The organism is Leclercia sp. UBA1284, from assembly GCF_002308415.1.
GTDB lineage: Bacteria > Pseudomonadota > Gammaproteobacteria > Enterobacterales > Enterobacteriaceae > Enterobacter > Enterobacter pneumoniae.
On record NZ_DBUS01000006.1, the window covers coordinates 1,314,267 to 1,338,380 of the forward strand.

20 protein-coding genes are annotated in these 24,114 nt (G+C 58.7%); 10 read left to right on the plus strand and 10 right to left on the minus strand.

Annotated features, from left to right (window positions below; translation table 11 throughout):
- The first annotated feature begins 26 nt into the window (after positions 1-26).
- Positions 27-1,685: a 2-isopropylmalate synthase gene (gene leuA, locus B3511_RS09625; protein ID WP_286782006.1), complete on the plus strand. Its 1,659-nt coding sequence runs from the start codon at positions 27-29 to the stop codon at positions 1,683-1,685.
- Here leuA and B3511_RS09630 read toward each other — a convergent pair.
- From B3511_RS09630 to B3511_RS09665, 8 genes are all read right to left on the minus strand, one after another.
- Complete coding sequence (locus B3511_RS09630) at positions 1,682-2,446, minus strand: AraC family transcriptional regulator (RefSeq protein WP_286782008.1); 765 nt, start codon at positions 2,444-2,446, stop codon at positions 1,682-1,684. The two genes, leuA and B3511_RS09630, sit on opposite strands and share 4 nt — an antisense overlap.
- Positions 2,447-2,449: 3 nt before the next feature.
- On the minus strand, positions 2,450-3,403 hold the full coding sequence (locus B3511_RS09635) for a hypothetical protein (RefSeq protein ID WP_286782010.1): 954 nt from the start codon (positions 3,401-3,403) through the stop codon (positions 2,450-2,452).
- Entirely contained in the window at positions 3,400-4,068 is a 669-nt protein-coding gene (locus B3511_RS09640; RefSeq protein ID WP_286782012.1) for a hypothetical protein, read from the minus strand. Before B3511_RS09640 ends, B3511_RS09635 begins: the two co-directional genes overlap by 4 nt.
- Positions 4,069-4,187: 119 nt before the next feature.
- Positions 4,188-6,263: a glycogen debranching protein GlgX gene (gene glgX, locus B3511_RS09645; protein ID WP_286782013.1), complete on the minus strand. Its 2,076-nt coding sequence runs from the start codon at positions 6,261-6,263 to the stop codon at positions 4,188-4,190.
- Between the two features lie 23 nt (positions 6,264-6,286).
- A complete protein-coding gene (treY, locus tag B3511_RS09650) occupies positions 6,287-8,785 on the minus strand; it encodes a malto-oligosyltrehalose synthase (protein ID WP_286782015.1) in 2,499 nt (832 codons plus the stop codon).
- Positions 8,782-10,572 (minus strand): malto-oligosyltrehalose trehalohydrolase, encoded by a 1,791-nt coding sequence (treZ, locus tag B3511_RS09655; RefSeq protein WP_286782017.1) that lies wholly within the window; start codon positions 10,570-10,572, stop codon positions 8,782-8,784. The genes treY and treZ overlap by 4 nt, the downstream gene beginning before the upstream one ends.
- A gap of 187 nt (positions 10,573-10,759) precedes the next feature.
- Positions 10,760-11,974 (minus strand): diguanylate phosphodiesterase, encoded by a 1,215-nt coding sequence (locus tag B3511_RS09660; RefSeq protein ID WP_286782019.1) that lies wholly within the window; start codon positions 11,972-11,974, stop codon positions 10,760-10,762.
- A 118-nt stretch (positions 11,975-12,092) separates the two neighbouring features.
- Entirely contained in the window at positions 12,093-12,554 is a 462-nt protein-coding gene (locus tag B3511_RS09665) for a winged helix-turn-helix transcriptional regulator (RefSeq protein ID WP_286782021.1), read from the minus strand.
- A gap of 96 nt (positions 12,555-12,650) precedes the next feature.
- On the opposite strand from B3511_RS09665, the gene B3511_RS09670 reads away from it, so the two are divergent.
- Positions 12,651-13,871 (plus strand): MFS transporter, encoded by a 1,221-nt coding sequence (locus B3511_RS09670; protein ID WP_286782023.1) that lies wholly within the window; start codon positions 12,651-12,653, stop codon positions 13,869-13,871.
- On the opposite strand, the gene B3511_RS09675 is transcribed toward B3511_RS09670, so the two are convergent.
- Entirely contained in the window at positions 13,792-15,261 is a 1,470-nt protein-coding gene (locus B3511_RS09675; protein ID WP_286782025.1) for an alpha/beta hydrolase, read from the minus strand. The genes B3511_RS09670 and B3511_RS09675 overlap by 80 nt on opposite strands.
- 274 nt (positions 15,262-15,535) lie before the next feature.
- On the opposite strand from B3511_RS09675, the gene B3511_RS09680 reads away from it, so the two are divergent.
- From B3511_RS09680 to B3511_RS09715, 8 genes are read left to right on the plus strand one after another with little or no spacing between them, the layout of a single operon-like run.
- Positions 15,536-16,402 (plus strand): MurR/RpiR family transcriptional regulator, encoded by an 867-nt coding sequence (locus tag B3511_RS09680; RefSeq protein WP_286782027.1) that lies wholly within the window; start codon positions 15,536-15,538, stop codon positions 16,400-16,402.
- A gap of 11 nt (positions 16,403-16,413) precedes the next feature.
- The gene (gene ddpX / locus B3511_RS09685; RefSeq protein ID WP_286782029.1) at positions 16,414-16,968 is read left to right on the plus strand and encodes a D-alanyl-D-alanine dipeptidase; all 555 of its coding nucleotides are present in this window, start codon (positions 16,414-16,416) and stop codon (positions 16,966-16,968) included.
- 31 nt (positions 16,969-16,999) lie between these two features.
- Complete coding sequence (locus B3511_RS09690; protein WP_286782031.1) at positions 17,000-18,538, plus strand: ABC transporter substrate-binding protein; 1,539 nt, start codon at positions 17,000-17,002, stop codon at positions 18,536-18,538.
- Between the two features lie 42 nt (positions 18,539-18,580).
- Positions 18,581-19,603, plus strand: a complete 1,023-nt coding sequence (locus B3511_RS09695; protein ID WP_040075672.1) for an ABC transporter permease — start codon at positions 18,581-18,583, stop codon at positions 19,601-19,603.
- Positions 19,600-20,493 carry a D,D-dipeptide ABC transporter permease gene (gene ddpC / locus B3511_RS09700; protein ID WP_286782034.1) on the plus strand — a complete coding sequence of 298 codons (894 nt, stop codon included), beginning with the start codon at positions 19,600-19,602 and terminating at the stop codon, positions 20,491-20,493. Before B3511_RS09695 ends, ddpC begins: the two co-directional genes overlap by 4 nt.
- Positions 20,493-21,479 carry an ABC transporter ATP-binding protein gene (locus B3511_RS09705; protein WP_286782036.1) on the plus strand — a complete coding sequence of 329 codons (987 nt, stop codon included), beginning with the start codon at positions 20,493-20,495 and terminating at the stop codon, positions 21,477-21,479. Before ddpC ends, B3511_RS09705 begins: the two co-directional genes overlap by 1 nt.
- Positions 21,472-22,398, plus strand: coding sequence for an oligopeptide/dipeptide ABC transporter ATP-binding protein (locus B3511_RS09710; protein WP_207293783.1), 927 nt, complete (start codon positions 21,472-21,474; stop codon positions 22,396-22,398). Before B3511_RS09705 ends, B3511_RS09710 begins: the two co-directional genes overlap by 8 nt.
- Positions 22,398-23,360, plus strand: a complete 963-nt coding sequence (locus tag B3511_RS09715) for a mannuronate-specific alginate lyase (RefSeq protein ID WP_286782040.1) — start codon at positions 22,398-22,400, stop codon at positions 23,358-23,360. The genes B3511_RS09710 and B3511_RS09715 overlap by 1 nt, the downstream gene beginning before the upstream one ends.
- On the opposite strand, the gene B3511_RS09720 is transcribed toward B3511_RS09715, so the two are convergent.
- On the minus strand, positions 23,357-24,106 hold the full coding sequence (locus B3511_RS09720; RefSeq protein ID WP_286782042.1) for an SDR family oxidoreductase: 750 nt from the start codon (positions 24,104-24,106) through the stop codon (positions 23,357-23,359). The genes B3511_RS09715 and B3511_RS09720 overlap by 4 nt on opposite strands.
- Positions 24,107-24,114 lie beyond the last annotated feature (8 nt).

Genomic DNA, 24,114 nt, shown 5'->3' on the forward strand with positions numbered 1-24,114 from the left:
TGGAATGAAAACCACAGGAGATGATCATGCTGAGTCACCCGCAACAGAAATATCGCCCCTTCCCGCCTCTTAACCTGCCCGATCGCCGCTGGCCATCACAGCAGATCACCCAGGCCCCGCGCTGGCTCTCTACGGATCTGCGCGACGGTAACCAGGCACTCGCTGAGCCCATGGACAGCGAACGCAAACGTCAGTTCTGGCAATTACTGCTGGCCTGCGGCTTCAAAGAGATTGAGGTAGCTTTCCCTTCTGCGTCGCAAACTGACTTCAACTTCGTCCGTGAGCTGATTGAAGAGAATCTGATCCCGGACGATGTCACCATTCAGGTATTAACCCAGGCTCGGGAAGATTTGATTCTGCGCACCTTCGACTCCCTGCGCGGGGTGAAACGGGCCACGGTGCATCTTTATAACGCCACTGCCCCGCTGTTTCGTGAGCTGGTCTTCGGCCTGGAGAAAGCGGACATCATCGCCCTTGCTACTCGCTCAACACGCCAGATCCGCCAGCTGTGTGAACAGCACCCGGAAACGCACTGGCAATATGAATACTCGCCTGAGACCTTCTGCTTCACCGAGCCGGAGTTTGCGCTGGAGATTTGTGAAGCGGTGGCGGATATCTGGCAACCATCGTCCGACCGCCCGATGATCATCAATCTGCCGGCGACGGTTGAAGTGAGCACCCCGAATGTTTACGCCGATCAGATTGAATTTTTCTGCCGCCATTTTTCCCGCCGCCAGGATGTCTGCATTAGCGTACATCCGCATAACGACCGGGGAACCGGCGTCGCCTGCGCCGAGCTGGCGGTCATGGCGGGAGCCGATCGCGTGGAAGGCTGCCTGTTTGGCAACGGCGAACGCACCGGCAATGTCTGCCTGGTGACCCTGGCGATGAATCTCTATAGCCAGGGGATCACCCCGGGGTTGCGCTTTGATGATATGAAACAGGTGGTTGAGGTCGTAGAGCGATGCAACCAGTTGCCGGTGCATCCTCGCCATCCGTGGGCCGGTAGCCTGGCTTATACGGCGTTTTCCGGTTCGCATCAGGATGCGATCAAAAAAGGGTTCGATGCGCGTAAGCCCGGTGAGCCCTGGGCAATGCCCTACCTGCCGGTCGATCCCCAGGATATTGGCTGCAGCTATGAAGCGGTGATCCGTGTGAACAGCCAGTCCGGGAAAAGCGGCAGCGCCTGGCTGATTGAGCAGAATCACGGTCTGAAGCTCCCGCGCGCATTGCAGCAGGATTTTAGCCAGCACGTACAGCGTGAAACCGACGCCCATGGCCGGGAGATGACGCTCAACGCCCTCTGGCAACTGTTCCGTACCCGTTACCGGCTGGTGCCGCAGCCCCCGCTGGCGCTGAAGGAGTATAAAAGCGAAAGCCAGCAGAATGGTCAGTTAAAGCTAAATGCTACGCTGCAGGTGGCCGGCGAGCAGCGCAAAATAGAAGGATATGGCAACGGCCTGCTCTCTGCCGCAGCCCAGGCTGTCTCGGGGCTCATCAGGCAGCCGGTGGTGATTAAGGATTACCACGAGCACACCCTGGGGGAACGCAGCGACAGCCGCTCAGTAGCCTATATTCGCTGTCTGTTTGCCGATGGCAGCAGCCGCTGGGGCGTGGGGATAGATAGCGACATCTCCCGCGCGTCGCTGCAGGCGTTCTTCAATGCAGCGCAGCTGGACGATTAACCATCCTGAAAATAGTCGCTGGGTGATATTCCCATCACCCGGCGGAACATGGTCGTAAAGGCGCTGTGGCTGCCATACCCCAGCTCCAGCGCGACGGTCAGTACCGCCTGCCCCTGCGCCAGCCGAATCAACGCCTCCATCAGTTTCGCCCGCCGCACCCACTCTCCCCAGGTGAGCTGGGTTTGCTGCTGGAAATGGCGGTTCAGGGTACGTTCACTCATGTTCACCTGTTTTGCTGCCCGGCTGCTGCTCCAGTCTTCTGCAGGCGACTCGCGCATACGCGCGCAGAGCTGGCGCAACACCTCACTGGTCGGTTCGGCCAGACCAAAAGGCAGCACCGACATGCCGCGTATTTCATCGAGAATAAGTTCATAAATGCGCTCGTCCCGGCTGCCGGGCGCATACTCTTCCGCCAGATCGAGCGAGGCCACAATCAACTCCCGCAGCAACGCCGTAACCTGCACAATCTGACAGCTGGCGGGGAAATCAGCCCGCGCCAGCGGATCGATAAACAGCGTTCTCGCCGCCACCTGTCCGGTGATCCGCAGCGAATGCCGCGTGCCGGCCGGTAGCCAGACCCCCCGCCCCGGCGGCACCACCCAACTGCCGAGCGGTGTGTCTACCCGCACCACCCCGCTCAGGATATGCAGCAGCTGGGCGCACTCATGCTCATGCCAGGGCTCACTCTCTCCGTGGGCGTAGTCATGGGCAAAAGGCACCAGCGGCCGGTGGGTAAACGAAAAGGTTAAGAGGGTGGTCATGGGTTAGCCGACCTTTTGCCCCACCGGAACCGGATCCAGCATACGAATAGCGTCAAAAGGATTATTCAGCAGTTGGCATTGAGGGACTTTTAACGCCAGTGCCAGGGTGTTCTGACTGGATAGCATCTCCGACTGTGTTTCAAGCTGGCGAAAATTAACGACATCTGTTTTCAGCACATCCAGCGCTTCGCGACTGATCACATGGGGGCTGAGGGCTCCGGTTTTTTTCAGCTCTTGCAGACGATGGCGAAGCAGCGCATTCGAGTCCGCGTTACGCGCAAAATATCCCTGGGCGATATCGTCCTCTTCAAGACGAATATGAGTCTGGCAGAGCACAAAGGTAGCTTTGTTCTTGAGATCCGCCACCAGCATCACAAAGTGAACATTCTCGATAAACGCTTTGTTATCGAGCCCGTCGAGCATGCTTCTAAGCAGGGTATCGAGATCGTTCAGCGCCCGGCGCAGCGGGGTAATATGCAGGCGAATGAACTGATGATCGCTCTGCTTCTGGTTGGCATAGAGTGCCTCTTCAATAGCCGCCAGTGCGCTGCTTTTAATCTCACTGATTTTGATTAACTTACTAAAACGGGCTTCATCCAGCAGCTGCTCGGCCTTGTGATCCAGCGCGTCAATTTTTTCGCTGATCTCTTCCAGCTGTTGACCGAGGGTCTCAGTCGTCTGCTGCGCAGACATGATATTTATCGCTGAAAGCGAAGCCGTTTGACTGGCGAGCTGTTCCATTACCTCTGCATGATTCTGGCCCAGCTGTTTCTCAAGCTGCTCCAGCGGGCTTTTTTGACCAGGCTGCCCTTCTTGCGGGAAGATAAGATGTTTAACGATCTTACCTGCAACATCGCGAATAGTGCCGCCATGAATTTTTAGCTCCCCGGATTCAATACGGGCAATAATGTCTGCCGTCAGCGGTAGAGCACGTTCAAGAATCACTGAAAAAATCATAGGTCGATCTCACTGGCATAGTTTTCTGCAGCCAGACGTGAACGAATACTGCCAATAATCAGCACCGCCGGAATGGTCACGCTGTAGGCTGTGCCGGTGAAGGCAAACAGCACCCCCGCCACGCCGGTGAGCACGCCAATAAACTGTCCGGCGACCGGTATCGCAGCAACCACACCGCGACGCAAAATAAAGGTGCCGACAGCCATGAGCGCCGGGGTCATACCCAGCAGGCTTCGGGCGGCGGCGTTTTTGGCGTCGGTTAACATTTTTTGGTCGTCCAGACTTTCCCGCAAAACCTGTTCAAAGGCTTCACGTTCGCTATCAGAAAGTTTGGCTTTATAATCGGCAATCACTTTCTCGGCGATTTTCTCTTCGATTTTAATCAGGTCGCTTTTCAGATCGACTTTGGCACCGACTTTCTCCGCAACATCGCAGACGATTTCACGGTAATTCACTCCGCGTCGACGGAACAGATTCATCACCGTATCGCCTCCCATGCTTTGCAGCTCAATGGTCAGTTTTAACGGGTCACGTTCTTCTTTACTGATATCGGCGGATCGCTTACTCGCTATCACCTCGGCCAGAAATGCCTTCTCCTGGTCACTTGCTTGCTGCAATAGAGGATAAAGATCCTGATCGTTACGGGCAAAATCGATGCTTTTCATTTTTGTAGTTTCTGCTTTGCTGTGTGATTGATGGTGAGAATGCTACTCAAAGCAAGCATAACGTCAAGGAATCAATGAGATGAAAAGCAGAGCCAGCGTTAACTGGCTCTCAGGAGGCTTCAGGATTTGCTAAAGAGGGTGATACTGCGAGCGGCCAGTTGCCAGACCGTCTGGTCTTCCTGCGTCGGTGATGACGGGTTTTCACCGGCAGTCGACAGTTGCAGCATCCAGTCGTTGTCGTCGAGGTGCGGGAGCTGGAATGTCACCTCGTCTGTTAACGGATTAAACAGCATCAATACATCGTGCCACACGCCCTCTTCGCGCTGCAGATCCGGACGGCTGATGACGACACCGAGCGTGGCGCTGGCATCCCAGTGCTCATCCTGCTGTGGCCCGCCGTCCGGGTTAAACCAGTGGATCTCCAGCCCGTCGCGCCAGTTTTCTCTGCGTAATAAGGGTTGCTCCGCGCGCAGCTGAATAAGCTTGCGGGTAAATTCCCGCAACGCATCGGCGCTCGGCGGCAGGTTTTCCCAGTGAACCCAGGAGATCTCGCTGTCCTGGCAGTAACCATTATTGTTACCCATCTGACTGCGGCCAAACTCATCCCCGGCCAGCAGCATCGGGGTGCCATGCGACACAAACAACGAGGTGAGGAAGTTACGTTTTTGCTGTTCGCGTACGGCATTAATGGCTTCGTCTTCGCTCGGCCCTTCGGCACCGTAATTGCAGGAGCGGTTATCGTTGTGGCCGTCGTTATTGTCTTCGCCGTTATCCTCGTTGTGTTTGTCGTTATACGACACCAGGTCGTTGAGGGTAAACCCGTCGTGTGCCGTAACAAAGTTGATGCTGGCCCACGGGCGGCGACCATGCTGATCGTACAGATCGCCGGAGCCCAGTAGCCGAGCGGCAAAATCAGAAGAGACATTATCCCCGCGCCAGTACTCACGCACCGTATCGCGGTATTTGTCGTTCCATTCCCCCCAGCCCGGCGGGAAGCCGCCAACCTGATATCCGCCGGGGCCGATATCCCAGGGCTCACCAATCAGCTTCAGTTTAGAGAGCTGCGGATCCTGCATAATGGCGTCAAAGAAGCCGCCACGCGGGTCAAAGCCCTGCGGTTCGCGGCCCAGAATGGTGCCCAGGTCAAAACGGAAACCGTCGATGTGCATGGCATCCGCCCAGTAGCGCAGGGAGTCCATCACCATCTGCAATACCCGCGGGTGCGAGGTGTTGACGGTATTACCGGTCCCGGTGTCATTAATGTAATAGCGGTGCTGATCCGGCAGCGTGCGGTAATAGGCGAAGTTATCAATGCCCTTGAACGACAGCGTTGGACCCAGTTCATTGCCCTCTGCGGTATGGTTATAAACCACATCCAGAATCACCTCGATGCCCGCGTCATGATAGGCGCGAACCATCTCACGAAAACCCTGTATTCCCCGTGGGCCGTAATAGTGCGGCGTCAGGGCGAAGAAGCCCAGGGTGTTATAGCCCCAGAAGTTCTTCAGCCCTTTATCAAGCAGATGTTGATCGTGGGGGAACCAGTGCACCGGCATCAGCTCAACGGAGGTAATGCCCAGACTTTTGATGTAGTCGACCGAGGCCTGATGCCCCATCCCTTCAAACGTGCCGCGCAGCGCCTCAGGAATGGCCGGGTTAAGCTGGGTAAAGCCTTTCACGTGGGTTTCGTACAGCACCGTATGGGGCCAGGGCACCGCCGGACGATTATTATCCTGCCAGTCGAAGGCGTTGGGGTCGATGACCCGGCATTTAGGGGTAAACGGCGCGCTATCGCGGGTATCGAAGCTCAGATCCAGATCTTCATGCCCCATCTCATAGGCGAAGTGGGACGGGTCCCACTGAAGCTCGCCCACCAGTTCCCGCGCATAGGGATCGATTAAGAGTTTATTGGGATTAAAACGGTGCCCGTTTTCAGGATCGTAAGGGCCGTAAACGCGATAGCCATACAGCGCACCGGGCTGAAGATCCGGGACATAGCCGTGCCACACCTCGTGGGTGAACTCGGGTAGCTCCAGCCGGGCAATCTCCGTTTTACCGCTGGGATCGTACAGGCAGAGCTCAATGCGCTCGGCATGTGCAGAAAAAATCGCAAAATTGACCCCTTTTCCGTCGTAATTGGCCCCTAACTGATGGCTGGACCCTGCCTGAATGTCGAAATGATTACCGTTTGGCATGCTTATCTCCATGTGTAACACGCTCAGTCGCAGGCGACCAGTACCCGCCAGCACCACTGTGCAGAGGCTAATTCAAGGGTGTCGTTAAGGGCGAACACCTCTTCTGTAAAGAGATCCCGATAACGGCGTCCGGCCAGAGGCTCAGGCAACGCGACGGAAGTCTGGGGCCATAACGCGGCGCCGGTATAGCTGGCCGCGGCAAAAACCAGCCGGGGGGCGACAACAATCACCGCGTCGTTGCCGTCGGTGCGGGCAAAGGCGATGGCCTTCTCTGCCTGTTCGCCGTGGGTAATCAGCGCCACATAGTCACCCCGGCGGAAGAGCGCCGGTTTGTCCTGACGTAGACGTAACAACGTGGCGGTTGCAAACTGATTAACCTGTCCGCTGCGCCAGCTGGCTTCCTGGTTGAACACGTTCCGATCCGCGTCGCGTAGCTGCTGCGCCAGCCGGGGGTAATCGGGCTCACGGCGGTTGTCGGGGTCGACGAGGCTGAAATTAAGGGCTTCACTGCCCTGGTAGATGTCCGGTACGCCGGGTGCGGTAAGTTTGATCAGCGTCTGGCTCAGGCTGTTGACCAGCCCGGCACGAATAAAGGGCTGCAGTGAATCGCAGAAATCCGTTAAGAAGGTCTGATTCTCGGCGCTGAGCAGATGGCGGGCATACTCCAGCACCACCGTTTCGTAGGCTTCGTTGCTATCCACCCAGTCGGTACGAAGCTTGGCTTCGCGCAGGGCTTTTTCCACAAACTCCAGGAAACGCGTCTCCAGCGCCTTCAGCCCGTCGTGATCGTCCGGCCTCAGCGCAGGCGGCCAGACGCCGGCCAGCGCCTGATAGAGCATCCAGGTATCGGCGGCTTTCGGCGCCGTCCCGTCATTCAAGAAACGAACATGCGTCTGGTTCATCTGCCGCCAGCGCGCCACGCCTTCGGCCCACTGAGTGGGTGCTTCGGTCAGAGTATAGAGGCGAGCACGGGCATCTTCCCCGCGCTTGGTATCGTGAGTAGAGGTGCCGGAGAGCGCATCGGGCTGGCGTTCCCGACGGGTCGCCATCTCCTGATGAAAACGGGTCAGTGAAAAGCCCCGCGGCACCGGTTCGGCGCCGACTTCATTCAGCGCCAGCCCCATGTTCTGGCGGAAAAAGAGAGTATCTTCCACTGATTTGGCCATTAACGGCCCGGTAAGTTGCTGGAAGCGGGTGCGGAAGCTGTTCGCCTGGGCCTGATTCACCACCGCACCGGTCATGATTCGGGTAAGCAGATCCAGCGCCTGCGCATCGGCATCGACCTGAGCGATGACCTGCTGCAACAGGCGCAGATCCGCCGGAGGCAACCCCGCTTCGGTGCCGTAAGTGCGGTAGACCGGGAAGGCTAACAGCAGCTCGCGCAGCGCATGGCGCAACGTCTCTTCGTCGGGCTGCTGCGGCTCGTCGTGGGCGATAACATTAGCCAGCCCTAACAGGGTGGCAAACTCGCCGGCAAAATTACGATCCACCATCAGCCGGCGGGCAGCGCGCAGTTCGGCATGAGGATCGGAGGTTTTACCCACTACCTCGTCCCAGGCCTGACGCAGGGTATCCATCTTTTCATCATCCACCAGCACTTCCGCCAGCGAGGCGATAAATTCATATCCTGTCGTGCCCGAGATGGGCCAGTCGGCAGGCAGATGCTCCCCTTTGCCGAGGATCTTCTCGACGGTGATGTAGCACTCCGCCCCCGCCTCCTGGCGCAGACGCTCCAGATAACCTTTTGGATCGGCCAGACCGTCCACATGATCCACCCGCAGCCCGTCCACCGCGCCAGAGCGGACCAGGGCCAGAATCAGCGCATGGCAGTCATCAAAAACGGCGGGATCTTCGACCCGAACGCCGACCAGGCCGGTAATTTCAAAGAATCGCCGCCAGGAGAGATCTGACGCCGCATCGCGCCAGCTGCTGAGCCGCCAGGGCTGCTGCTCATGAAGCCGGGTAATGGCCCCGGGATCGGACAGGCTCAGTACCTCTTCCTCGCGCCCTGCCCAGCTGGCAGGCGTCAGGGGGTAGAAGTTTTCAAAATAGGCCAGCGCGGGGCGGCCAGTATGGGGGTCGCGCTGAATGGTGATATCCCCCTGGGCCACCACCTTGTCAAAATCATCCCCCAGGAAAGGCAGGGTCAGGCGGCGCGACCAGTCGATATCGAAGTGGTGGGCGTAACGGCTCTGCTCGCCGTACTCAATCACATCCCGCCACCAGGGATTTTCCAGCGAGGTGGACATATGGTTGGGCACGATATCCAGAATCAGCCCAATACCCGCCTCTTTCAGGGCACTAACCAGCCGCTCGAACCCTGCCCGGCCACCGATGGCCGGATCGATTTCGTTCACGTCGGTCACGTCATAGCCGTGAGTGGATCCGCTGGCGGCGGTAAAAATTGGTGAAGCATAGAGATGGCTGATACCCAGCTGCTGCAGATAAGGCACCAGACTGACGGCACGATCGAAGGTCATGCCATTACGAAACTGAATACGCCAGGTCGATACGGGAATCATCGGCAGGCTTCTCCCTCAGCAAAACAGACAATAATCGAATTTGGCGTCAGTGCTTCAGCGCCTTCAGGCCAGACAAAAAGCGTGTTACCCGGCAGCTCAGGCGCGGTCAGCGTGCGGTCGCTGACATTAAGCGCCAGGGAGAGCGTGCCCTGCGCAAAGTGCCAGCAGACGGCAATATAGCCAGGTGCGGTATGCAGGACTTTCCCCTGGCACGCCTGTGCGCCTGTCAGTAAAGGAACAATCGCCTGCTGGCGCAACAGCAGCAGCTGGCGGGTAAAGCGTAGCCAGGATTTACCGCTCTCACTGGTCAGTTTCTGCCAGTCAAGCTGCGAAGCGGTAAAGGTGGTCAGCGCGTTAGGATCGGGAACATCCTCTCCGTCGTGCCCCGTATGGCCGGCAAACTCTTTTGCCCGCCCTTCCCGCACCGCCCGGGCCAGTTCGCCGTGGAAATCAGTAAAGAACAGGAAAGGATGGGTTTCGCCGTACTCTTCCCCCATAAACAGCAGTGGAATGTGTGGAGAGAGCAGCAACATGGCCAGCAGCACCCTGGTGCGCTCCGCACCCGCAAGCGTAATTAACCGCTCACCCTGGGCACGGTTGCCTACCTGATCGTGGTTCTGAATAAAATCGACAAAGGCCAGCGGCGGCTGATTACGGCTATTCACTCCGCGCGGTTTCCCGCTATGCGGCGACACCTCTCCCTGATAAGCAAACCCCTCGGTCAGCGCGCGGGCAAGCCACACCTCTGGCGCATCGGCGAAATCTTCGTAGTAAGCGTGGGTTTCACCGGTCGCAAAAACATGCAGGGCGTTATGCAGATCATCATTCCATTCCGCGGTAAACAGCGGCGGTTGCCCGCGCTCATCCCGGGGATGCAGATCGATACCGTTGCGGCTATCTTCCGTGGTCAGATGGATCGGCCGGTCGGTAATGGTTTCGCGAATACGTGTCGCGATCTCTTCCAGCACGTGCGGCTGGCGACTGTCTTCGATATGGTCAATGGCATCAAAGCGCAGCCCATCGAGGCGATATTCACTTAGCCAGTAGAGCGGTAGGCCGATGATAAACGCCCGGACCGGGTCCAGATCATAGGCGATACCATTGCCCCAGGGCGTCATGCGATCCGGGTGGAAAAAGTCCGGGGATAATCTCGGCAGGTAGTTGCCTTCAGGGCCAAAATGGTTGAGCACAATATCCAGCACCACGGATAAACCCAGCCCGTGAGCGGCGTCGATAAAGGCTTTGAAATCGTCCGGCGTACCGTACGCACTGTGCGGCGCGTAAAGCAGGACGCCATCGTAGCCCCAGTTGCGGTTGCCCCCTGTCTGGGAGACCGGCATCACCTCTATCTGAGTGATCCCCAGCTCTGCCAGGTATGGCAGTTTACTGATGGCACTGCGAAAGGTGCCCTGAGGCGTAAAGGTGCCGATATGAAGCTCGTAGACCACCGTCTCTTCCCACGGGCGGCCTTGCCACTCCGGGTATTGCCAGACGTAGCTATGGGGATCGACCACCTGTGACGGGCCATGAACATCCCCCTGCTGCGCACGCGATGCCGGGTCTGGCAACGCAGTGCCATCGGCAAGCACATACTGATAATTGGCCCCGGCAGGAAGGTCGTTCAGGGTGATGTCAAACCAGCCATCCCCCGCTGTCTGCATGGGATAATCGTGCCCTTCCACCCGCAATGTCATCTGCTGTTGGCCGCTGGCCCACAGCCTGAAACGCACCGCGCCTGTTTCCAGACGAACGGCACCCCACTGTTTTGATACCTGTTCTGACTGCATACGATCACCTCGTTTTACCCGAACTGCCCCTGGGCTGCTTAACTGGATGGTTACGCGGAGGAGAAAAGCCGTAACATGACGTGAATGCTTAGCGCACGAAGATAAACTATAGACCAGGTTAGCGCTGTGCTGTGGCGGGTGTGCGAACAATTAACAGGTGGCGGGGAGGCCCCGCCAGGGGAAGGGTTCAGGAGGCGATGTGTGGCCAGTTGATGGTACCCACGCCGTTAAGCTGTGGGCGGGCGAAGAGGAAGCCCTGGAAGCGCTTAATCCCGGCCGTTTCCAGCCAGCACCACTCTTCCATCTTCTCAATTCCTTCGGCCACCAGGGTGATGCCCAGGTCGGCGCAGCAGCTGACGATAGATTTCACGATCGCCTGTTTCGGGCCGCTGAGGTGAATATTGCTGACAATCTCGCGGTCGATCTTGATTTTATCGGGCTGGAAACGGGTCAGCAGGGACAGCCCCGCATAACCCGAACCAAAATCATCGATAGCCAGACCGATACCGGCGGCGCGCAGCTGTTTGATCGCGCTATTAAACTGATTGAAACCGGAGATCATCTCGTTCTCCGTCACCTCAATGACCACCTGCTCCGGCACCAGACCATGGCGCAGGATCTGCTCCATCAAAAATTCCACCGCGCCGGGCACATTTACCAGCGACATCGGCAGCAGATTGATGGCGATTTTATGATCGCCAATACCAATTTTTTCGGCCAGCGCGAAGGCATACGCCTTGGTTTGCAGATCCACTTCGTAAACTTTATCCCCGTCGATAGCGCTGAAAAAGCGCTCCGGGCTGCCTCCGTCATTACTGCGGATCAGGGCTTCCAGTGAGGAGATTTTTCCTTCACCAGGCTCGACAATCGGCTGCAGGGCGAACTGGCACATCTGGTTATCGATCAGCTCACCCCGCGCCGGGCCAAAGGGGGCCTGCTCCTGGGTGAGTATCCACCGTTCAGGAGACGAGGTCGCGGCAGGCTCTGGCCGCTGAGTTTTGCTAATAAATTGCTGAATGAATTTGAAAACCCGGTCTTCCGAAGCCAGATAGCGTTCTATTTTGCTGTAGTCCAGCACGGAGGTCAGGACAGATTTCGGCGTCTCAACGCGCAGATCGAAAAGCAACATTCCCACGTTTTCAAAACGACGACGCGGGCCATAATCGCGCATCAGCTCCACCACGCTATGGTGCCGCCTGTCGTCCCGGATGGTCTTGAAAAGCGTATCGACGGTCTCTTCTGCCCCCTCGAGAATTTGCAAAAATTCCGTACCGTTGAAGAGCAAAATACCGGTGACACCCAACTTCACATTGCTGTGCTTCGCTTTTTCAATCAAAGCGGTGAGAGATAACAATTCGCAGGAGGAATTTAACTGGCTTCGGTAGATAAGTGTAGTCAGCACAGCGATGGGTCCCGGTCGGTGAAATGTTGTTATAAGCTATTGTTTAGCATACTTCATATTGTGCTACTAAAGATATCGTTGCCGCCTGTGAATTATACACATTCTGAAATGAACATAACTAATTTGAATGCTTGCCGTCGGGAGCGATAACACGGCGGGTTTCTCGGGCCTCCACTCGGGTGCCATCCTTATCCGTGACCTCCAGTTTCGCGAGGGGTTGCCCATCGGCCGTTTGCAGAAGAGACATCGCCTCGCCTTCGTTAAACAGGTTCATCTCACCCCATTGACGCAGGCAGACAACCAGTGGGAAGAGCGCCTCACCACGCGCAGTGAGATGATAAGCTTTATATGCCCCCCCTTCGCTGGCTGGGGTCTGCATCAGGATGCCTGCCTCTGTCAGAGTTTTTAGCCGCGCGGCCAGGATATTTTTGGCCACGCCGGTACTCTTCTGAAAATCACTAAAGCGGGAAATTCCGTCAAACGCGTCGCGGATAATCATCAATATCCAGCGATCGCCCAGCACATTCACGCTGCGGGCTACCGGACAGGTGGTGGTGATAAACGTCTCTTTGTGCGTCATAAAGTACCCTCTACGTAAAAACTGGTTGCAAATAAAAACCAGACCAGGTGATAGTAATCTGGTTTTTATTTAAAACCAGTTTAGAGGGTAATGCAAATGAGCCTGACCGAATCGTCACGCGCCACGCCGCTGCTCACCTCCCGGCAGCTGTTTCTCTTCGCCGTGCTCTGCGCGTTTGCGGTAGCCAATGTCTATATGACCCAGCCCCTTCTCGACCAGATTGCCCATGACTTGCACGCGCGTACCGCAAGCATGGGATGGATTATCACCGCGACCCAGACGGGCTATGGGCTGGGGCTGCTGTTTTTAGTGCCGCTGGGCGACAGAGTGAATCGTAAAACGCTGATCGCCTCATTGATGCTAATGAGCAGCCTGCTGCTGGCGATCGCCTCGCAGGCAGGGTCACTGCTGATGCTCAGCACCCTTATGGGTGTGGTGGGACTGCTGGCGGTGGTGGTCCAGATTGTGGTGGCCTATACCGCCAGCCTGACGGAGAGTGCGCGCCGGGGCGAAGCGACTGGGAGAGTGACGAGCGGCGTGGTGCTGGGGATCTTACTGGCGCGAGTGGTGGCCGGGTTGCTTGGGGAGTGGAGCTCCTGGCGTATTGTGCTTCTCTTTTCTGCCCTGGCGATGCTGGGCATGGCGCTGCTTTTTATCCGCACCGCGCCGCAGGAGGAAACGCAGAAGCCGCCTCGCCCCTATAGCGAGCTGCTGCTCTCGCTGTTTGCGCTCTGGCGGGAACTGCCTGTGCTGCGGGTGCGCGCCCTCCTCGCTCTGTTGATTTTTATGGCTTTTAGCCTGCTCTGGACTTCGCTGGTGTTCCCGTTAAGCGGTGCGCCGCATGACCTCAGCCCGGGCCAGATTGGTCTGTTCGGGATAGCGGGCATTGCCGGGGCGCTGGCGGCGCGTCAGGCTGGTCTCCTGGCGGATCGCGGCCAGGGGCAGCGGGTCACAGGCGGGGCACTGTTGCTACTGTTACTGAGCTGGGGGCTGATGGCCTGCGGCGAAGGGTCTCTTATCATTCTGACGCTGGGCATCATTCTGCTGGATTTTGCCGTACAGGCGGTGCACGTCACGAGCCAGAGCCTGATCTTCGCGCAACGCCCGCAGGCAACCAGCCGTCTGGTTGCGGTGTATATGGCTTTCTATTCGCTGGGTAGCGCCAGCGGCGCGTGGCTCGCCACCCATTTGTGGGCCTGGGGTGGCTGGCACGCCGTCTGTGCTGCGGGCGCGTTCATCAGCGGGCTGGCGCTGGCGTACTGGGCGCTGTTTGCACGATCCGCTGTAACAGATAGTCGTAGAAAGGGTTCGAGGTAAGTCGCATCATGGCGTCCATGCCGGCGATCAATCCCCCCGTTTCGCCACGCAGGGCCGCATTACCCAGATTTATGCCAAACCACTGCGGATCGACTGGCCGGGTACCGTAGAGATCGTCCTGCGGCGGGAACGGCAGCGCCACGTGTGAGAGGGAATAGATATCTGCCGGCCAGGGGGTAGTGAGCGGCGTAACCTGCGCCGCCACTGACCCGGCGGGCAGCCTGCGCGCGACCGTTTTCAGGGTCTGCGCCGAGGCATTGGTCACCACCGTCGTCGTATAGCGGCGCGGCGGCGGCGGTAACAGCGCATCAACCGAAAGATACGCCCCCGGACGCAGAAACGGGCGCAGACTGGCGGCCTGGTTGATGTCAAAAATGACCAGCTCGCTGCCGTTAGACGGAAGCAGATTAAACAGCATATCCACCACCGCACGGGTGCTGACGGTGCTGTCCATAACAGACTGGAAGGCCAGTACCGGAGGAAGCGCCGTCAGGCTCTGCTTATCGGCATAACGGCGGATCTGCTGTTGCAAAGCCTGGGTCAGTTGCCAACTCTGGCGCGCCCCGTTCACTGGGAATGAGTTGTATTTAAAGGGATTGTATTCCGGCTGGATATTCAGCCATGCCGCTTTGGCGAAGGGCGGAAGCAGCGCGGGCAGCCCCGCCAGCCCGGCAAAACGGGCGAAGGCGCTGACGCCAATCATCGGCGAAATCAAAATCAGCTGCTGGGGTTTCGCCAGGTGGTTGTCATCAAGGGCGTCGAGAGCGTATTTCAACGCCAGCGCCCCGCCGTTGGAGTAGCCCACCAGATGCAGCGGCACCTTTGCCCCGCCAAGACGACGGGCTTCACGCACGGCCAGACGGGTCACCGCCATCCACTGCTCCCACTCCACATCACTGAGCGCGCCCGGTGCGGTACCGTGGCCCGGCAGACGCGGCACGACGGCCACAAATCCACGCTGTTGATAGTCGGCGGCGATGCGCTGTACGCTGTAGGGGGAGTCAGTTAGTCCATGCAGTAACACCACCGCGCCGCGTGGCGTACCCTCAGGCAGCAGCACCCGGGAGCAATTCCCCTGCAACGAAAACTGTCCGGGCCAGACCAGGCTGTTGCGATAATAGCGGTTCAGCGGCGTCTGCTCGTCACCTTTTGTCTTATCCACCACGTCGCGCTGTAATGCCTGAAAGATCAGCGCTTCCTGACGCAGATAATCGGCAAACGTCGCCTGATCAATATCGCGCGCCGACATCTCCGGCGCAGTCCAGGTGTGCCACGGGTGCAGCGCGGGGCCGGTCTGCGATTTATAAATCCGGAAGGCCAGCAGCACGATCAGGACGACGCCCAGTACCTTAGCGACAATTTTCACGGTGGAGAACAGCTGGGCGCGCATGGGCTTCCTTTCCAGAATGGGATTGACGCTATCTTAGCGCGTTTCTCCCGGCCCACAAAAATGTGATGCCCGTGACGTATTCACTAATTTCATACCTTCAACGCGGCCTGGCTGCACCAAAAGTGCGCCAGGTTGCACTAATGTTACTCATAAGTTAATTGAATATTGCAGAGAAACCCGCCATTTCTGGCATGGGCTGGATTGGCACGCGTCCTGCATTGTTAATCAGGTAACAGTTTTTCCGGTGATGACAACCCGTTAACAGCGAGGCGGCATGACTCCACACACTGAATTTCTGGCGCGTATAGAACGCGGTTTTAGCCAGCTGACCCCTACCGAAAAACGGGTTGCGAGCTGGCTGCTGGCCCATGCGGGTCAAATCCCGTTTGAAACGGCAGAGAGCATCGCGCAGGCCACCGGCACCAGCGGTATCACCGTGGGACGTTACTTACGCAAACTGGGCTATCGCAATCTGGATGATGCCAAAAAAAGTCTGCGCGAATGGCCTGTCGCCCCCTATCAGCCCTGGGGGATGAAAGAGCGTCTCGACTCCTGGCACCAGCAGCAGACGCTTCCTGACCGGGCGCAGCGCTCTCTCGCGCTGGAAATGGATGCTATCGGGCATGTCTACCAGCTGGCGCAGAGCGAGGGTTTTCAACGGGTGGTACACCATCTGGCCACAGCTGACGCGGTTTTTGTGCTGGGGATCCAGTCCACCCGCGGCATCGCTAACGCCTTCTTCAGCCATCTGGAGTATCTGCGTCCGCGCGTCATTTATAGCGAAGGGCTCTCCGGCAGCTGGGTTGAGTCGCTCAACTCCGGCTTTAGCCACCCCTACGTGGTACTGACCGATACCCGCGCTTACTCCTCGGTGGCCCGTCAGTTTTGCCGGGTAGCCTGTGAGCGACAGATCCGTACCGTACTGATCACCGATATCTGGTGCCCCTGGGCGCGGGATTACTCCATCGATCTTCTGCAGGTGAAAACCGATACCGGCCACTTCTGGGACTCCCTGGCCCCGGTGAGCTGCCTGTTTAACCTGCTGCTGTCGGGCGTGGTCCAGGCGTTGGGCGATGCCCTGCCCACCCGCCTGGCGGCAAACCGGCAATTACAACAAGAGTTTGGTCAATTCGAACGTTAAGGAGCGGAGCTATGCCCGAAGAGTGTCAACTGGTCGACGTCGCCAGGACGTTTCCTACCCTGCATATCGACCTGAAGTATGCCACGGCCGACAACATTACCGGCCGCCCTGTCTACCGCGAGGCGCGCTGTCTGCTGCATCCGGATGCCATTACCGCGCTGGCGAAAGCGATAAGTATTGCCGACCTCGCCGGTTTACAGCTGCTGGTGTATGACGCCTATCGCCCGCAGGCGGCCCAGGCTCGCCTGTGGGAGGCATGCCCGGATCCGCAATACGTGGTGGATGTCTCTACCGGCTCGAACCACAGCCGCGGTACGGCTATCGACGTCACGCTGATGGACGCCCGCGGGACGGTGCTGGATATGGGGGCGGGCTTTGACGAAATGCACGACCGCTCTCACGCCTTTCACCCCTCCGTTCCGTCCGAGGCGCAGCGCAATCGTCTGCTGCTGAACGGCATCATGGCCGGCGGGGGATTTGTTGGCATCAGTTCCGAATGGTGGCACTTCGAGCTGCCGCTTGCTGCCAGCTATCCGCTGCTTGAAGACCGTTTCGCCTGTTTTTGACGCACACCTTTTTACTCGCTGGAGCCTTGCTATGAACACACTCAACCTGTTTCGCCCCGCGCTGATTGCCGCGGCCCTCGCCCTGGCGCTCCCTGCCGCTCAGGCCGCGGTGCCGAAAGATATGCTGGTCATTGGTAAAGCCGCCGACCCGCAAACCCTCGATCCGGCCGTGACCATCGATAATAACGACTGGACGGTGACCTACCCCTCTTATCAACGTCTGGTGCAGTACAAGCCGGGCTCAACGGAGATTGAAGGCGATCTTGCCAGCGGCTGGAAAGCGTCCGAAGACCAGAAAACCTGGACCTTCACCCTGCAAGACAACGCCCGTTTCGCCGACGGCACCCCGGTCACCGCTGAGGCAGTCAAGGCCTCGTTTGAGCGGCTGCTGAAAATTGGTCAGGGACCGGCAGAGGCCTTCCCTAAAGATTTGCAGGTCGAAGCGGTGGATGCGCACACGGTGAAATTCATTCTGAACCAGCCGTTTGCGCCATTCCTCTATACGCTGGCCAACGATGGGGCCTCGATTATTAACCCGGCGGTCCTGAAAGCTAACGCGGCGGATGATGCGCGCGGATATCTGGCGCAACACACGGCCGGGTCCGGTCCCTTTATGTTGAAAAGCTGGCAGAAAGGCCAGCAGTTAATCCTGGTACCCAACCCGCACTGGCCGGGGAAAAAACCGGCGTTTAAGCGCGTTTCGGTGAAGATCATCGGTGAGAGCGCTTCCCGCCGTCTGCAGCTTTCGCGGGGTGACATCGATATCGCCGATGCCCTGCCGGTGGATCAGCTGACCGCCCTGAAGCAGGAGGGCAAAGTGGCCGTGGCCGAGTACCCCTCCCTGCGAGTGACCTACCTCTACCTGAACAACAGCAAAGCGCCACTGAACCAGGTCGATCTGCGTCGGGCCATCTCCTGGTCTACCGATTATCAGGGGATGGTGAAAGGGATTCTGAGCGGCAACGGTAAGCAGATGCGCGGCCCCATTCCTGAGGGGATGTGGGGCTTTGACGCAACGGCCCAGCAGTACAGTCTGGACGAAGCCAAGGCCAAAGCGGCGCTGGAAAAGGTGAAAGAGAAACCGGCCAGCCTCACCTTCCTCTACTCAGATAACGATCCGAACTGGGAGCCGATCGCCCTCTCTACCCAGGCCAGCCTCGGTAATCTCGGTATTAACGTCAAGCTGGAAAAACTGGCGAACGCCACCATGCGGGATCGCGTAGGCAAAGGCGATTACGACATGGCGATAGGTAACTGGAGTCCGGATTTCGCCGACCCGTACATGTTTATGAACTACTGGTTCGAATCGGACAAAAAAGGGCTGCCGGGTAACCGCGCTTTCTATGAGAACAAAACGGTCGATTCGCTGCTGCAAAGTGCGCTGAAGACCACCGACCAGGCCGAACGGACCAAAGATTACCAGCAGGCGCAGAAGATCGTGATCGACGAAGCGGCCTACGTCTATCTGTTCCAGAAAAACTACCAGCTGGCGATGAACAAAGAGGTCAAAGGTTTCACCTTTAACCCGATGCTTGAGCAGGTGTTCAACATCGCCACGATGAGCAAATAAGCGTGAGCCGGCGCCGGGGGCCCGGCGCCGCAGGAGGGGCGTATGACATTCTGGAGCATTGTGCGGCAGCGCTGCTGGGGGCTTATCCTGGTCGTGGCTGGCGTCTGTATCATCACCTTTATTATTTCGCACATGATCCCCGGCGATCCGGCGCGTCTGCTGGCAGGCGACCGCGCCAGTGAGGAGATTGTGCAAAATATTCGGCTACAGCTGGGGCTCGACCAGCCGTTATATGTGCAATTTGGCCACTACGTGAATGCGCTAGCACACGGCGATCTGGGGACGTCGATACGCACTGGCCGCCCGGTGGCGGAGGAGCTGAAGGCGTTCTTCCCGGCGACCCTCGAACTGGCTTTCTGCGCCCTGTTGCTGGCGCTGCTCATTGGCGTGCCGCTCGGGATTTTGTCGGCTGTTTACCGTAACCGCTGGCTGGATCATCTGGTGCGCCTGATGGCCATCACCGGTATTTCGACCCCCGCTTTCTGGCTGGGTCTGGGGGTGATTGTTCTCTTTTACGGTCAGCTACAAATTCTGCCCGGCGGCGGCAGGCTTGACGACTGGCTGGATCCTCCTGCTCATTTCACCGGCTTCTACCTGATAGATGCGCTGATCGAAGGCAACGGCGAAGTCTTCTTTAATGCGCTTCAGCACCTGATTTTACCCGCCCTGACCCTGGCCTTTGTCCACCTGGGGATTGTGGCGCGGCAGATCCGATCGGCGATGCTGGAACAGTTGAGCGAGGATTACATTCGTACCGCCCGCGCCAGCGGTCTGCCGGGCTGGTACATCATTATGCGCTATGCCTTGCCGAACGCGATGATCCCGTCCATCACCGTGCTGGGGCTGGCGCTGGGCGACCTCCTCTATGGCGCGGTGCTGACTGAAACCGTCTTTGCGTGGCCGGGAATGGGTGCCTGGGTGGTGACCTCGATTCAGGCACTGGATTTTCCGGCAGTAATGGGCTTTGCGGTGGTGGTATCGCTGGCCTACGTGATAGTCAATCTGGTGGTGGATCTGCTCTATCTGTGGATCGACCCCCGTATCGGGCGCGGAGGTGCTGAATGATGTTAAGCCAGGAAACGCCAGTGACCGTAAAGGCCACGCCGCCCCGCATCGACTGGGCAAAAATAATATGGCTGCTGCGCCAGAGTCCGCTGACGCTGGTGGGCGGGCTGATCATGCTCTTGATGCTGCTGTTAATGATCCTGTCACCCTGGGTTGTCCCGCACGACCCGAATGCGCTCGATCTCACCGCGCGTTTACAGGCGCCGTCGGCGAGCCACTGGTTTGGTACCGATGAGGTCGGACGCGATCTGTTTAGCCGGGTGCTGGTGGGTAGCCAACAATCCATCGCCGCGGGGCTGGCGGTGGTGGTAATAGCCGGTGGCATTGGCTCACTGCTGGGCTGTTTCTCGGGTGTCATCGGCGGACGTGGCGACGCCATCATTATGCGCGTCATGGACATTATGCTGTCGATCCCCTCGCTGGTCCTCACCATGGCGCTGGCCGCGGCCCTGGGGCCAAGCCTGTTCAACGCCATGCTGGCAATTGCTATCGTCCGTATTCCGTTTTATGTGCGCCTGGCGCGCGGTCAGACGCTGGTGGTACGCCAGTTCACCTATGTGCAGGCGGCGCGCACCTTTGGCGCGTCACGCTGGCATTTGATCAGCTGGCATATTCTGCGCAACGCTCTGCCGCCGCTTATTGTCCAGGCATCGCTGGATATCGGCAGCGCCATCCTGATGGCGGCCACGCTAGGATTCATTGGGCTTGGGGCTCAGCAGCCCACCGCTGAATGGGGGGCGATGGTGGCCGTTGGGCGTAACTATGTGCTCGATCAGTGGTGGTATTGCGCCTTTCCGGGTGCGGCCATTCTGATTACCGCCGTGGGTTTTAACCTGTTCGGCGACGGCATTCGTGACCTGCTTGATCCGAAATCGGGGGGAAAACAGTAATGGGAGACGCAGTCTTAGCCATCGACAATTTACACCTGAGCTTTCCGGTTTTTCGCGGTGAAGTGCATGCTCTGAACCGCGTCTCGCTGGAGGTTAAGCGCGGCGAAATCGTGGGGGTGGTAGGCGAATCGGGCTCCGGTAAATCGGTTACCGCCATGCTGGCAATGCGCCTGCTGCCCGAGGGGAGTTATCGCATTCACAGCGGTCAGGTGTCGCTGCTCGGGGAGGACATGCTCACTGCCCACGAAAAACAGCTGCGCCAGTGGCGTGGCGCCCGGGTGGCCATGATTTTTCAGGAGCCGATGACCGCCCTTAACCCGACCCGGCGCATCGGCCGACAGATGATGGAGGTGATCCGCCAGCACCAGCCGCTCTCCCGCCGCGAGGCGCAGCAAAAGGCCATTTCGCTGCTGGAGGAGATGCAGATCCCCGATGCGGCGCGGGTGATGGATCGCTACCCGTTCGAACTCTCAGGGGGGATGCGCCAGCGGGTAATGATCGCCCTGGCCTTCTCCTGCGAGCCGGATCTGATTATCGCCGATGAACCCACCACCGCGCTGGATGTGACCGTCCAGCTGCAGGTGCTGCGGTTGCTGAAGCATAAAGCCCGCGCCAGCGGCACCTCGGTGCTGTTCATTAGCCACGATATGGCGGTCGTTTCGCAACTCTGCGATCGACTGTATGTCATGTATGCCGGAAGCGTGATCGAAACGGGGGCGACCGATGCCCTGATTGCCCATCCGGTGCATCCCTACTCTATCGGCCTGCTGCAGTGCGCCCCGGAAAATGGCGAACCGCGCGAAATGCTGCCGGCGATCCCCGGCACCGTACCCAACCTGACCCGTTTGCCCACGGGGTGCGCGTTTCGCGAACGCTGCTTCGCCGCCGGGGCACAATGTAGCCAGATACCGCCGCTCTCACCGCACGGTGCCACCGGCCAGCTCGCGGCCTGCTGGTATCCGCAACTGGAGACTCGTCATGTCTGAAGTATTACTTGAGCTTAATCGCGTGCATGTGAATTTTCCGGCGCGGAAAAACTGGCGGGGACGGGTGACAGAACAGGTTCATGCCCTGAACGGACTGGATTTGCAGATAAAACGCGGTGAAACCCTGGGGGTGGTCGGGGAGTCGGGGTGCGGTAAAAGCACCCTTGCCCAACTGCTGATGGGCATGCTGAAGCCCAGCACCGGCGAATGCTGCCATCATGACCGCAGCGGGATGCAGATGGTGTTTCAGGATCCGCTCTCCTCCCTCGATCCGCGCCTGCCGGTCTGGCGGATCATCACTGAACCCGTGTGGATAAAAACGCGCAGTAACGAACGCGCCCGCCGCAGTCTGGCCGAAGCGCTGGCGCAACAGGTGGGCATTCGCCCCGAATATCTTGATCGTCTACCGCACGCCTTTTCTGGCGGGCAGCGCCAGCGAATCGCCATTGCCAGGGCATTGTCATCGGACCCCGATATCATCGTGCTGGATGAGCCTACCAGCGCGCTGGATATTTCCGTGCAGGCGCAAATACTGAATCTGCTGGTCAATTTACAGCGTGAGCGGACGCTAACCTATGTGCTGATTTCCCATAATGTCTCGGTGGTCCGGCACATGAGTGACCGGGTGGCGGTGATGTATCTGGGGCAGATCGTTGAGCTGGGCGAGACACAGCAGGTACTGAATAGCCCTTCCCACCCTTACACCCAGCTGCTGCTGGACTCGGTACCGAAAACCGGCGCGCCGCTGGATGATGCCCTGGCATTGCGAAAAACCGATCTGCCGGGCAATCGTCAGCTGCCGACGGGCTGCTATTTCCGCGACCGCTGTCCGTTGGCCACCGCAGGCTGCGAACAGCCGCAGGCGCTTGCCACGGTTTCGGGTGGCCGTGCGGTGCGCTGTTGGCGTAAGCTTGAGTAATGCGTTTATTACTTGTTTTGGCCTTTTTACCCTCCCTGCTCTGGGCGGCACCGCTGGTGCCGCTGCCGGGGTTTACCCGCCCCCTGCCGCACACCCTGGCCGGAAAGTGTGTCGATCTGCCTGCCCCCTGGACCGGGGCGCTGGATTTTCCCAGTAAATATGCAGGTTCAGACAGCGCGCGCGCCACCCTGAACCCTGCAGCGGAACGCGCGTTTCGCGCCCAGACCCAACCTATTGTCGAATTTGAACGCGGTATCTCGACCATGGTCTGGCGCTATAAACAGAGCGGCGATCCCGCCACGCTCAACTGTCTCCTGAAGGGTTATCGCGCATGGGCCCGCACGGGGGCATTAACCTCAATCCAGACCAACCATACCGGTCGGGCAATGCGTAAATGGGCGCTGGCCACTCTCGCTACAGGCTGGATGGCGCTGCAACCGCAGCCTGAAGACGCGCAGGTTGCGCACTGGCTCGGGGAACTGGCTGACCTGGTGGTGGCAGACTGGGACGGTCTGGCGCTGCAAAAAACCAATAATCACAGCTACTGGGCAGCCTGGGCGGTGATGGCCACGGCGGTTGCGCTCGACCGTCAGGATCTGTACGAATGGTCAATAAAGGTGTTTCGCCTTGCCGCCGGGCAGATCGCCGCCGATGGGCAGCTACCTAACGAACAAAAACGCGGTGCACGCGCGCTGGCTTATCATAATTACGCCCTGCAACCGCTGGTGATGATCGCCAGCTTTGCTGCGGCGAACGGACAGGATCTACTGAAGGAGAATCAGGGTGCCCTGGGGCGGCTGGCGGGATACGTTCTGAGCCAGAGAGACACCGATCCGGTGTGGCTGGCGCCCTGGTGCAATCTGACCCGGTGTAACGCCACGACGCGCGCCCTGCGTGACGCCCGTCAACCGCTTGAAAGCCGCCGTCTCGGCGGCAATCTCACGCTTATTTATGCGCCCTAGATCTGCGCCATACCGCCATCGACAAACAGTTCGGTGGCATTGATAAAGCTGGCGGCATCGGAGGCCAGGAAAGCCACGGCTTTACCCACCTCTTCCGGTTCGCCAATGCGTTGCAGCGGGACCTGAGCGGCCAGCGCGTCGAACACCCCCTGGCGCTGCTCTTCCGGTACCAGATCGCCAAGTCCTGGGGTTTTAATCGGGCCAGGGCTTACCACGTTAATCCGCACACCGCGCCCCTGTAAATCCAGCGCCCAGGAGCGGGCAAAGTTACGTACCGCCGCCTTGCTGGCGCTGTAAACACTGAAATTAGCCGTTCCCATCACCGAGACCGTAGAGCCGGTCAGGATCACCGAAGACCCATTCGACAGCAGCGGCAGCGCCTTCTGTACGGTAAAGAGCACGCCGCGCACGTTAGTGGCGAAAATACGGTCGAAATGTTCTTCGGTAATTTCCCCCAGCGGCAACATGTCGCCGCCGCCCGCGTTGGCAAAGAGGATATCCAGCCGCCCGGCCTGTTCTGCGATCTGTCCATAAACCTTATCGAGGTCGGCAAGCTGCGATGCGTCTGCGCGGATGCCGGTGGCAGCATCGCCCAGCGCGGTCAGCGCTTTCTCCAGTTCGGCTTCGCGACGACCGGTGATGTACACCGTCGCCCCCTGCGCAATTAACTCTTTGGCCGTTGCCAGACCGATTCCGCTGGTGCCGCCGGTGACGAGTGCGATTTTTCCATTCAGTGCGTTGTTCATGTGATTTA